At 72.3% G+C, this 12,043-nt stretch carries 9 protein-coding genes; 3 read left to right on the top strand and 6 right to left on the bottom strand.

Features of this window, described 5'->3' with window-relative positions; genetic code table 11:
* The first annotated feature begins 70 nt into the window (after positions 1–70).
* The gene (locus ACFSE6_RS16660) at positions 71–1,549 is read left to right on the top strand and encodes a glutamate-cysteine ligase family protein (protein WP_388009855.1); all 1,479 of its coding nucleotides are present in this window, start codon (positions 71–73) and stop codon (positions 1,547–1,549) included.
* A gap of 13 nt (positions 1,550–1,562) precedes the next feature.
* On the opposite strand, the gene ACFSE6_RS16655 is transcribed toward ACFSE6_RS16660, so the two are convergent.
* Positions 1,563–1,850, bottom strand: coding sequence for a hypothetical protein (locus tag ACFSE6_RS16655; RefSeq protein WP_388009852.1), 288 nt, complete (start codon positions 1,848–1,850; stop codon positions 1,563–1,565).
* Between the two features lie 415 nt (positions 1,851–2,265).
* Here ACFSE6_RS16655 and ACFSE6_RS16650 point away from each other — a divergent pair, with 415 nt between their 5' ends.
* The gene (locus ACFSE6_RS16650) at positions 2,266–3,501 is read left to right on the top strand and encodes an amidohydrolase (protein ID WP_388009849.1); all 1,236 of its coding nucleotides are present in this window, start codon (positions 2,266–2,268) and stop codon (positions 3,499–3,501) included.
* A gap of 78 nt (positions 3,502–3,579) precedes the next feature.
* On the top strand, positions 3,580–4,647 hold the full coding sequence (locus tag ACFSE6_RS16645; RefSeq protein ID WP_388009846.1) for a glutathione S-transferase family protein: 1,068 nt from the start codon (positions 3,580–3,582) through the stop codon (positions 4,645–4,647).
* Here the strand turns inward: ACFSE6_RS16645 and ACFSE6_RS16640 are convergent.
* From ACFSE6_RS16640 to ACFSE6_RS16620, 5 genes are all read right to left on the bottom strand, one after another.
* Positions 4,634–6,289 (bottom strand): hypothetical protein, encoded by a 1,656-nt coding sequence (locus ACFSE6_RS16640; protein ID WP_388009843.1) that lies wholly within the window; start codon positions 6,287–6,289, stop codon positions 4,634–4,636. The genes ACFSE6_RS16645 and ACFSE6_RS16640 overlap by 14 nt on opposite strands.
* A 101-nt stretch (positions 6,290–6,390) precedes the next feature.
* Positions 6,391–7,161, bottom strand: a complete 771-nt coding sequence (locus tag ACFSE6_RS16635; RefSeq protein ID WP_388009840.1) for an HAD-IIB family hydrolase — start codon at positions 7,159–7,161, stop codon at positions 6,391–6,393.
* 145 nt (positions 7,162–7,306) lie between these two features.
* On the bottom strand, positions 7,307–8,284 hold the full coding sequence (locus ACFSE6_RS16630) for an NAD-dependent epimerase/dehydratase family protein (RefSeq protein ID WP_388009837.1): 978 nt from the start codon (positions 8,282–8,284) through the stop codon (positions 7,307–7,309).
* A complete protein-coding gene (locus ACFSE6_RS16625; protein ID WP_388009834.1) occupies positions 8,281–10,983 on the bottom strand; it encodes an alpha/beta fold hydrolase in 2,703 nt (900 codons plus the stop codon). The genes ACFSE6_RS16630 and ACFSE6_RS16625 overlap by 4 nt, the downstream gene beginning before the upstream one ends.
* Positions 10,980–12,011: a 3-oxoacyl-ACP synthase III gene (locus ACFSE6_RS16620; protein ID WP_388009831.1), complete on the bottom strand. Its 1,032-nt coding sequence runs from the start codon at positions 12,009–12,011 to the stop codon at positions 10,980–10,982. The genes ACFSE6_RS16625 and ACFSE6_RS16620 overlap by 4 nt, the downstream gene beginning before the upstream one ends.
* Positions 12,012–12,043: the final 32 nt, after the last annotated feature.

Raw genomic sequence — 12,043 nt, 5'->3', positions numbered from 1 at the left:
TGGACGCCGGGGTGCGTGCGCCGGCCGGCGCTGCCATGCTCGGCTCCGTCCGAGGCTGCCAGGAGGTCCGATGGGTGATGAGGTCGCCGGCGCCGGCTACAGCCGCGCCGACCACACGCGGTACCGCCGGGCGGTGCAGCGCTGTCTCGACGCGCTCGAGGAGATGCTCGACGCCGGCTCCTTCGAGGAGGACGAGTGGCGCACCGGGCTCGAGATCGAGCTCAACCTCGTCGACTCGAGCTTCCAGCCGACGATGAAAAACGACGAGGTGCTCGAGCGCATCGACGACTGGCGATACCAGACCGAACTCGGGCGCTTCAACATCGAGCTCAACGTCGAGCCGCGCCGGATCGACGGGCAGTCCCTGCTGAATCTCGAGTCGGGAATGCGCAAGAACCTCAACCGGGCCCGGGACCGCGCCGGGGACGTCGGGGCCGGGCTGGTCATGGTCGGGGTGCTTCCCACGCTGCGCCCGCCCGAGCCCGGGCGCTCGTGGTTCTCCCCGAGCGAGCGGTACCGCCTGCTGGACGAGGCGATCCTCACCGCACGCAAGGAGGACGTGGAGATCGACATCCGCGGGTACGAACGCCTGCGGATGACGGCGGACACGATCGCCGTCGAGGCGGCCTGTACCTCGACGCAGTTCCACCTCCAGGTCCGCCCGAACCGGTTCGCCCGGTACTGGAACGCCGCCCAGGCGCTGGCCGGGCCTCAGCTCGCGCTCGGCGCGAACTCCCCGTACGTGTTCGGTCACCGGTTGCTCGCCGAGTCCCGCACCGAGCTGTTCCTGCAGTCGACCGACACCCGGCCCCCGGAGCTACGCAATCAGGGTGTGCGTCCGCAGGTGCCGTTCGGCGAACGGTGGATCTCCTCGATCTTCGACCTCTTCGAAGAGAACGTGCGCTACTACCCGGCACTACTCCCCGAGGTCTCCGACGAGGACCCCTTCGAGACGCTGGCCGCCGGCGGCACACCGGAGCTGGCCGAACTCCGGCTGCACAACGGCACCATCTACCGGTGGAACCGGCCCGTCTACGACGTCTCGGACGGACGTCCGCACCTGCGCGTCGAGAACCGGGTGCTGCCGTCGGGCCCGACGGTGATCGACGTGCTCGCCAACGCGGCCTTCTTCTACGGGGTGAGCGTGGCGATGGTGCTAGACGAGCAGCGGCCCATCTGGTCCCGGATGAGCTTCGACGCCGCGCGGGAGAACTTCCGCAGCGCCGCACGAGACGGCAACTATGCCCGCCTGTACTGGCCCGGGTTGGGCCACGTGGAGTGGGACGAGCTCGTGCTCCGGACCTTGTTGCCGATGGCGCAGCGCGGACTCGAGCGGCTCGGGGTCGCACAGGACGTCCTCGACCGGTACCTCCCGGTGATCGAGGGCCGTGCCCGGCGGCGCGTCAACGGCGCGAGTTGGCAGATCGCCGCCACCGAGGCGTTCGAGCGGCGTGGCATGGACCGCTGGCAGGCCCTGACGCACATGCTCGAGGAGTACGTCCATCTGATGCACGCCAACGAGCCGGTGCACGCCTGGCCGCTGCCGTGACGGGAGGGACCGGTCAGGCGCCCGCGTTCATCAGGCCGCCGACCCAGGAGAACACCGCAATGATGAAGGCGTAGGTGCCGACAGACAGGCCCACGAGCCCGGGCCACCGCGGGGCGCGGCGCTGCGCGATGCTGACGATCCCGAGCACCAGGGCGGCCAGGCCGAGCACCAGGGTGACGAACAGTGAGACCGAGGTGTACATGTCATCGTCCCGCGAGGCCTCGACGCCCACGACGGTGAGGGAGTAGATCGCCTGCCACACCGTGAGCACGGCGGCGACGAGCAGGGCCGTCCAGGCCACCGGGTTGCCCTTCTGACCTGCCGACCCGGACGTGCTCGGGCCGGTCGAGCCTCGTCCCTTCCGGCCGGGGCTCGTGGCACGGCTGTCGCCGGTGGGATCCGAGGCCGCGGAACGGCCCCCGGCGGACGTGGGGCCGCCGGTCGACGACGGACCGCTTCCCGAGGCCGGGCCTGACGGTGGTGTCGTCTCGCTCACGTCTCCTCCTCCTGCACTGTCCGTGGTCCTGCAGGTCAGGACCCGGTGATGCCAGCCTGCCAGCATCGCGACGGCGGCACACGTCCACGCGCCGGACCGGCGAGTCTCCGGCGCTTCGCTTGCGTGCGCGCGGCAGGCACGGCGCCCCGCCCCGCGCGAACCGGACGGGTGGTCACCGCCGCGGCGAACGCGACGTGACAGGCGGGTGAGCGATGGCAGGATGACCCGCGTGACACCCCCTGCCACAAATGCTTCAGACCGGTCCGTCGCCGTCGTCGGCGGTTACATCGTGCCTATCGACGGTGAACCCGTCGAGAACGGCACCGTCCTCATCAGGGACGGGGTGATCTCCGCCGTCGGGCGGGATGTCGCCGTCCCCGACGGCGTCGAGGTGGTGGACGCCACCGGCACGTGGGTCCTGCCCGGATTCGTCGAGTCGCACGCCCACCTCGGCATCCACGAGGAGTCCGTCGGGTGGGCCGGTGACGACGTCAACGAGATGACCGGGCCGAACCAGGCCGCAGTCCGCGCCGTCGACGCCGTCCTCATCGACGACGAGGGGTTCCGCGACGCGTTGGCCGGCGGCGTGACCTCCGCCGTCGTCAAGCCAGGGTCCGGCAACCCGATCGGCGGACAGACGGTCGCGGTCAAAACCTGGGGCGGACGCACGGTCGACGAGCAGGTCATCCGGGACGCCGTCTCCGTCAAGTCCGCGCTCGGCGAGAACCCGAAGCGGGTCTACGGCGAGAAGCAGCAGACACCGTCCACCCGGCTCGGGGTCGCGAAGATCATCCGGGAGGCGTTCGCCGCGGCGCAGGACTATCGGGCGGCCCGCGATCACGCCGCCCAGGAGGGCAAGCCCTTCGAGCGGGACCTGACCAAGGAGACGTTGGTGCGGGTGCTGGACGGGGAGCTGCTGTGGGACCAGCACACCCACCGCCACGACGACATCGCGACCGCGATCCGGTTGGCCGAGGAGTTCGGGTACCGGCTGGTGGTCAATCACGGCACGGACGGCGCCAAGGTGGCAGACGTGCTGGCCGAGAAGGACATCCCCGTCATCTTCGGGCCGATGATCACCGCGCGGACGAAGTGGGAGCTGCGGGACCGCGCGATCGCCAACCTGGCTGCGATCGCCGCGGCCGGCGTCAAGGTCGCGATCACCACCGACGCGCCCGTCGTGCCGATCAACTTCCTCGTCCACCAGGCCTCGTTCGCTGTGAAGGAGGGGCTGGACCGGGACGTCGCCCTTCGGGCGCTGACCGTCAACCCGGCGGAGATCCTCGGCCTGGACGACCGGGTCGGGGCGTTGCGCCCGGGCCTGGACGGCGACGTGGTGCTGTGGTCCGGCGACCCGCTCGACGTGTACTCCCACGTCGAGCAGGTCTACATCTCCGGGGTCGAGGTCTACTCCTCGGAGACCGGCGCGGTGGAGCGCTCGCACCGGTTCGACTGAGTCTGCTGGTGCGCGCGGCACCCGGCGCGACGTGCCGGGTGCCGCGCGTGCCGTCCGCCGCCGACGTACGCTCGGGGCGTGACGACGACGAACGATTCCGGCGAGCGGCCCGAGCACGCCGAGGGCGGCAGGTACACGACCAAGGGCAAGGAGTTCGTCCGGGATACGCGGTATATCACCACCCGGATCACCGCCGACGGTGCCGACGGCTACCCGGTAGAACCCGGCCGGTACCGACTCGTCGCAGCCCGGGCCTGCCCGTGGGCGAATCGGGCGATCATCGTGCGACGGCTGCTCGGGCTCGAGGATGCGATATCGCTCGGCCTGCCCGGACCCACGCACGACGCCCGCTCCTGGACGTTCGATCTGGACCCGGACGGCAAGGATCCCGTGCTGGGCATCCACCGGCTGCAGGAGGCGTACTTCAGGCGAGACCCGGACTATTCGCGCGGCATCACGGTGCCCGCCATGGTCGACGTGCCTACCGGTGCGGTGGTGACCAACGACTTCGCCCAGATCACGCTCGACTTCTCGGGTCAGTGGCGTGAGCACCACCGTCCCGGCGCACCCGACCTCTACCCGCAGCGGCACCGGGAGGAGATCGACGCCGTCAACGACCGAGTCTTCCGCGAGGTCAACAACGGGGTGTACCGGTGCGGGTTCGCCGGTTCGCAGGAGGCCTACGACAAGGCCTACGGCCGACTCTTCGCCGCGCTCGACTGGCTCGAGGAGCGGCTGAGCGGTCAGCGGTACCTCGTGGGCGAGACCCTGACCGAGGCGGACGTGCGGCTGTTCACCACGCTGGTGCGGTTCGACGCCGTCTATCACGGACACTTCAAGTGCAACCGCAACAAGCTCTCCGAGATGCCGGCGCTATGGGGCTACGCACGGGACCTGTTCCAGACGCCGGGTTTCGGCGACACGATCGACTTCGCGCAGATCAAGCAGCACTACTATATCGTGCATACCGACATCAATCCGACCCAGATCGTCCCCCAGGGACCGGACCTGTCGGGGTGGCTGACGCCGCACGGGCGCGAGTCGCTCGGCGGGCGGCCGTTCGGCGACGGGACCGCACCGGGGCCGGTCCGACCGGGCGAGGAGGTCACGCCGGGCCACAACCCGCTCGTGGTCACTGGTAACTGATGAAATGCGGCGTGGGGGCAACCCGCATGGTCTGCTCCGGGGAGAGGACCGGCGAGTCCTCGTCGAGGAAGTTCTTCCAGCCCCACCACGCGATGCCGGGCGCGTGCCGGTGCAGCGCGTTCCAGGTGCTCTCCTTGTCGGACTGGCTCCCCTGACCGTCGGCGTGCAGGAGGACCGCGAGCTCGGACCGGTCGAGGTCGGCCTGCTCCAGGTCCGGCAGCATCGACGTCCGGAAGGCGTGCAGGACGAAGAGCTTCTGCGGCAACGCCTCCTCGCGCGTGAGGTCCGCGAGCCAGGTGGCCACCTCCTCGACCTCCGCGGCGTCGACGTGCCCGATCTGCTCGAGATGTTCCTCGTCGGGTCCCAGCCGCCACTCCGGATCCAGCGCCAGGCCCACGTGCGGCAAAGCGAGCAGCTCCTCGTACCGCTGCGCCTGAGTAAGGAAGTCAGTCCGGCCGGGCTGCAGGTCGAGGACCACGTACTGACCTGACTCGCCGGCCGCCTCCACCAGCGGCCGGAGCTCGTCCACGGGGATCTCGTGCGAGTAGTCGCCGTCGTCCCCGGATGCGGAGCTCGCCACGGTCGCGATGACCTCGAGGGTGGGGACCACCTCGTCGTCCGTGAGGTCCTCATAGTCCTCGGCGACTTCCCGGGCGCGCGAGATCGTCTCCTCGGTCCCCTGTTCTCCGAGGACGCCGAGCTCCGGGCTTCCGGGACTGCCGTAGAGCGCCACGTATGTCCGGCCGGGCAGGGCGAGCTGACCGCCGCCGGGGAGCTGCGCGCCGGTGGCCGCGGCCTGTGCCCGCCAGGACAGCGTCTCGTCGTCGCCGAAGGCCCGCCCGAGTCCCACCACCGCCTCCGGGTCGTGCTCGGCGGTCTGCTCCACGGTGGCCCCGCTCGCCCGGGGGTCGCCGCCGGGCACCACCTGGACCGCTGCGCCGGCGGCGCGGGCGGTCGCCACGGCGGCGGCCTGTTCGGGCTCGCCGGTCGACATGACGACGACATCGCCGGCCGGTGGGTCGGGCCGGCGCGTCGCGGGCAGGGTCGGGTCGGCATCGCCCGAGTTCCCGGCACCGGCCGCACCGCCGGGACCATCGCTGCCCCCGACGTCGAGCAGGACGGGCCGCGACGGGTCGAGGCCGGCGAGCGTGTCCACCGCGTCTCTGGGGGCGATCTCGTCCGTGCCGGCGTCGAGCCGTGTCAGGTCGGCGAGAGCGTCGGGGTCCGCAGGAGCCTCGACCACGTCCACCTCGTCCTGGCCTCGCGGCAGGTCCGGGCCGCCGACCGCGAGCACGGTCTCGGTCCCGAGCCGGGCGAGTTCCCGGCTCACCACTTCGCCGCTGTCGGCGGTGAGGACCGGCACGCCGAGCGCCACGCCGACCGAGCCGGCTCGCACTGCCGTCTCCGGCGTCGCGACGACGGCCAGCGGTGCCGAGTCGAAGAAGGTGGCGGCGCTCTGCCCCGCGAGCGCAGCCGGGGACCCTCCGCTCAGGACAACCGTCTCCGTGGGGGCGACGGGCTCGCTGACCACCGGTTCGGGACGCTCGACCGGCTCGCCGTGCCGTGGACCCGTCGGGGCGCAGCTCGTGGCCACCAGGGCGGCGGCGACAACACTCGCGGCGCGAACGGTCCAGCGGCTCATGGGCACCTCCTGGTCACCGAGACCGCGTCCAGGCTACGAGGCGGGCGTGCCGCCGGCACGGGCCTGTGGTCCGCGTGGCGTCCGTGGCCGTCGGCGGCCCGTCACGGCCGCAGCGCACGATGGCGCTCGGCCACGAGGTGCTCGACGAAGGCCGCCGTGTCCTCCCAGCCGCCGACGGCGTGGGTCGGCATGCCGAGGCGGACCACCGGATAGTCGTTGCCGCCGGGATCGAGGCGGTCCCCGACGAACAGCATGTCCGTGACCGGGATCCCGGTCTGCTCGGCGAGGCGCTCCATGCCGTACGCCTTGTCGACGCCCTCGCGAGTGATGTCCACCGACGTGGACCCGCCCGAGCGGACCTCGAGATCCGGCAGCAGGGCGGCGACGGCGGCACGCAGCGCCTCCTTCTTCTCCCCCGTCGGGTCCCACGCCTTCTTCGCCTCCAACGGGGCCTGCTGGCCCAACGCGGAGAACGTCACCTGCGAACCGCGGTCCTCGAGGACCTCGCCCCACGCCTGCGCCTCCCACAGGCCGAGGCGTCGGGCCTCTCCCTCGAGGGCGGCAAAGGCGGCCGTACGCTCCTCGGTGGTCAGGTCGTGGGCGTAGATGGTGCGCCACTGCCCGTCCTCGTGACGCAGGTACCGGGTGCCGCAGGTGGGCATGAGGTGCAGCCGGGACAGCTGCTCCTCGGTCGCGTGCAGATAAGCGAGGACCTGGTCGCTGAACTGGCCGAAGTGCCCGCCGGAGATGACGCACACCGGGGAGATGTCGAGCAGATCCGCCAGCGCGTCCGCCATCCGCGGGGGCATGGGGGACTTCGACGGGGCGAGCGTGTCGTCCAGGTCGAAGGCGATCAGGGCATGAGCCGTCATGGGTCTCCTTCTCGGGTCCGGGCGGACCGGGACAGGTCGTGGGCGGCTGGCGCGACGAAACGCGGCGGAAACGGAGTCCGGGCGGGTGGCCCGGCTCTCGGTGCGATTATGCACTGCGCACCGCGCATGGCCGAAGCCTGACGGCTCAGCCGGCGTAGTGGCGTGCCAGTCGTGCCACGCCCTCGTCGAAGGACACCGTGGGCGTCACGCCCAGGACCTCGCGGGTGCGGCGCTGATCGAACCAATGAGCCGTCGACAGCTGTTCGGCGAGGAACCGCGTCATCGGCGGCTCGTCCCGAGTCAACCGGGAGGGCAGGACAGTCCAGGCGGCCTCGACAACGGCGCCGGCGGCGCGGGCGAGTCCCGGCGGTATGGACCAGGCCGGCGGGGACACCCCCGCGGCACGGCACCAAGCGCGCATGATATCCGCGATCGGGCGCGGTTCGCCGTTGGTGACCACGAAGGCCTCGCCGTGGACGGCCTCGGCCCGGTCCACGGCCGCCACCAGCGCGGCCACGGCATTGTCGATATAGGTGGTGTCGACGAGTGCGGCACCGCTGCCCAGCACGGGCAGTCGCCCGGCCGCCGCACGGTCGACCACGCGCTGGACGAGTTGGGTGTCGCCCGGACCCCAGACGATATGCGGCCGGACTGCCACGACCGCGAAGCCCGATCGGTCAGCTCCGAGTGCCTCGACCTCGGCGGCCGCCTTGGTCCGGGCGTAGTTCCCGCGCGCCCGCTGCGGATCCGCCGCGCCGGCGCCGGCGCCGACGATCGAGGAGCCCAGATGGGCCACCGAGGGAGAGGAGACCTGGACGAATCGGGTGGCGCCGGCGCGCCGGGCGGCGTCCAGCAGGACCCGCGTACCGCCGACATTGACGCGCTCGAACTCCTCGACGGAGCCGGTGAAGGACACCTTCGCCGCGAGGTGGACCACCGCGTCCTGGCCGGTGGCGGCGCGCTCGACGGCATCGGCGTCCTCGACGGATCCGCGGATCTCGCGCACGCCGTCCAGGCCGGCCGCCCGGCGTTGCAGCACGGTGACGTGCTCGCCCCGCTCGGCGAGGGCCTGTGCCACGCCGCGGCCCAGCAGGCCGCTGGCGCCGGTGACGAGCACCCTCACGGCGCGCCCGCCCGGTCTCCGGAGAGCAGTCGCTCGGCCCAGAGCGCCACCCGGGGCCGGTCGACCTTGGAGTTGTGGCGCACGTCCGTGGGGATCTCGGGTACCCGCAGCACGGCGGCGACCGGCACGCCGATGTCACCGCAGGCGTGGCGCACGGCGCGGCTCAGCCCCTCAGGGGCCAGGCTGCCACGGGCGCGAGCGCCGCGATGGACGGCCGGGTCCGTCTCTACCACCACGGCGACCTGCTGGCTGCCCGCCGGCCCGACACCGACGACGGCCGCGCGGACCACCCCCGGCACGGTCAGGGCGGCGTTCTCGGCGGCGACCGGTGTGAGCACCCCGGCCGCGGTACGGAGCACGTGTGCCAGCCGGCCCTCGACCCACAGCCGTCCGGCGCCGTCGAGGTGTCCGACGTCGCCGGTGCGGTGCCAGCCGGGCCAGGTGGTCGAGTGGGCCTCGGTCGCCCATCGCCGGTCGTAACGGTCCTTCAGGTGTGGCGCGGAGACGAGGATCTCCCCGGTGACGCCGGGCTCGGTGGTGGGTTCACCGGTGGCGGCGCCGTCCTGCGTCAGCGGCACGAGTCGGACCCGGGCGCCGCGGACCGGGCGTCCGACGCAGGCACCGCCACCGGCCCCGCGGACGGATCCGGTCACCGCCTCGGCCTCGGCGGCCTCGATCTCCTCGAGGGAGACGTCCGTGACGGGGAGGACCTCGGTCATCCCGTACGGGGTGTGCAGGTCGGCGTGCGGCATCACCTCGGTGGCGCGGGCAAGCTGCTCGGAGGTGATCGGCGCGCCGGCGGAGAGGAACAACTCGACCAGGCCCAGGGTGCGGCGGCGGTCCTCGGTCAGGTCGCGGGCGGTGCGTACCACGTTGGCCAGCGCCGACGGCGAGGCGAACACGGCTCGCGCGTCCACGGCGGCGACGGCGTCGGCCAGTGCGGTGGCGGTGAGCGTCGCCGGCGCCGTGACGTCCATCGCCGGCGTCACACTGGTGGCGCCGGTGGCCGTGCCGAGCAGTGCGAACGGTGCGAACCCGGCGACGAAGGCCCGGTCGGGCGAGAGCCCGTAGGTGCTCGACACGACGTCACGCATGCCCGCGAGACCCCGGTGCGTGTAGACGACACCCTTCGCCGGGCCGGTGGAGCCGGAGGTGAACAGGACCGCGGCCTCGTCCTCCGGCCCGGGCGCAGGTGGTAGCGCGGCGTCACGCTCGGCGAGGGCGACACCGCGGGCGAGCAGTTCGCGCAGCGAACCGGAGATGCCGATGGTGCGCCGGCGACGGTGCGCCGTACGGGGCGGTGTGTAGCCCACCTGATGCGCCGTCGGGACGACGACGAACTTCTGTCCGGGCCAGCGCAGCACCTGCGCGGCGGCCAGCGCCTTCTCGATCCCGATGATGTGGTCCGGCGCCGCGCTGCGCACGGCGCGGGACAGGCCGCGCAGGCCGAGACCGGCGTCGGCGACCACGACGACGGCACCGAGCCGGAGGCAGGCGAACAGGGCGGTCGTCAGGTCGATGCCCGGTGGGACGAGCAACGCGACCCGGTGCCCGGCCCGTACCCCGCTGTCGGCCAGCCCGAGGGCGAGATGGCGCACCCGCCGGTCGAGATCGCCCCAGCTCAGTTCGCTCGCGCCGGTCGCACCGAGAGCGACGACGGCGGTCCGGTCGGCGCTGGTCGTTCCCGGTGCGCCGAGTTCGGTCAGTGCGGACCACACCGGGCGGTACGGCGTGGCGGGACCGTCGCGATCCTCGCCGGGGGCGCCACCGGTGGCCTGCGCTTGCTCCGCGCGTCCCACCCGCCGGTCCAGCCAGGCCACCAGGGTGCCGGCGACGTCGGCGTCCTCGGGCAGCAGGTGGCCCGCGCCGTCGAAGCGGTGGACGTCCGCGTGCGGCAACCGCCCCATGAGGTCGCGGAAGTAGCGTTCGTAGAAGACCGGGTCCTGCGGTCCCCACATGACCAGGGCCGGCACATCCAAGGTGGTCAGGCCCTCGGCGATCCGGTCGAGCTCGGCGCGGCTGGGGTGGCTCGGCGTGGCGGGGATGTCCTCGACGAAGCCGCCGATGCCGTTGCGCTCCACCGCGGACCGGTAAGGCGCCCGGTATGCGGCTCGCACCGGTCCGGACATGCCCCGGGAGAGCGCCAAGGTGGTCTCGAGGAAGGCCGGGGTGCGCGTCGTGGCGCCCTCGTGCAGGCGCCGGTGCCGTACCAGCCGCAGAAGCACCGGGACGGCATGGCCCGGCGGCTGGTGCACGGCGGTGTTCGTCAGGGCGAGGCCGGCGAGTTCGCGAGGGTGGTCCAGCGCCCAGCCGGCCGAGACGATCCCGCCCCAGTCGTGCCCGAGCGTCACCACGCCGCGACCGTCCCAGTCCGGCCCGGAGAGGCCGACGGAATCGGTGAACTCGCCGAGCTGGCGCACCCGGTCCGCGAGGCGGTGCAGGGCGCCGGTGCGCTCGGAGAAGCCCATCTCGAGCTGGTCGACCGCGACGACGCGCCATCCGTATCCGGCCGCCTCGGCGAGCACGTGGCGCCAGAGGAAGGACCACGTTGGGTTGCCGTGCACGGCCAGCACCGTTCCCCGGGGCCGGGTTCCGGCCGGGATGGCCTCGGCGTTGTCAAGGTAGTGCCACGCGTGCCCGGCGGCCGTGACCCGTCTGGACCAGGTGACCGGGACGCCCGGCCACCGCTCCGCGATCACCAGGCCAGCTCCAGCATGGCCGTGTTCAGCCCGGACCCCACGCCAAGGCACATCACGCGGTTGCCCGGCTCAAGACTGTCGGCCTGCTCGGACAGCGTCATGGCGATGGCGGCGGGTCCCACGTTGCCCCACCGGTCGAAGGTGATCGGCACGGCGTCCGGGTCAAGGTCGACCGCGTCGATGATCGCCTGGGTGTAGGGCGTGGAGATCTGGTGCGTGACGTACCGGTCCATCGCGGACCAGTCCCACCCGTCGGCCTCGGCCTCGCGCCAGGCGTCGACGACCAGCTTCAGTCCCTTGGCGAGCAGGTTCTTCGTGTCCGTGGTCATCTTGCCGAACGAGCCGACGCACAGGTTGTGGTGCTCGGTCCCGGCCCGGGACACGCCACCGAGGATGCGGTGTCCGTCCGAGCGGTCCGACGCGCGTCCGACGACGGCGGCCGCTGCGCCGTCACCGAGGGTGAGCGAGGCGAACTGGTCGGCGAAGTCCTGGCGGGTCACGCCGTCCTCCGCGAGCCGAGCGAGCGTGTCCTCCTGGGTGCGCCGGACATCCTCCGCGTTGACGATCACGGCGTGATCGATCTGGCCGGCGTCGATCATCGACGAGGCCATCTGGATCCCGTTGACGAATCCAAGGCAGGCGTTGGTGATGTCGAAGTTGAGGGCACGGCTCGACAGCCCCATCCGGTCGTGAATGCGCACGGCCACGGACGGCTCGAGATGGTTGCGCGAGACGGAGGTGTTGATGAGCAGGCCCACGTCGCCGGGGTCCACACCGGCCTCGGCCAGCGCTTTGGACCCGGCCTCGGCGGCCATGTCCTCGAAGTCGGTGTCCGGCGCCCACCACCGCCGCTCACGCACCCCGCTGACCCGCTCGAGCAGGTTGCCGGGCAGCCGGAGCCGCTTGCGCGCGCCGGCAAGGCGTTCTTCGAACTCCGCCGAGGTCACGACACGCGGCGCCTCGATGTGGGCCAGGCCCACGATGGCGCTGTCGCGGTAGCGGAAGGTCGAGTTGCCGGGCTGCTTCACCGTGCCAAGAGTACGGAAGGACGCCGCGATCG

Source organism: Georgenia deserti (assembly GCF_042680605.1).
In the GTDB taxonomy this organism is placed as follows: Bacteria; Actinomycetota; Actinomycetes; order Actinomycetales; family Actinomycetaceae; genus Allobogoriella; species Allobogoriella deserti.
This window is presented reverse-complemented; position numbering and strand designations above follow the sequence as displayed.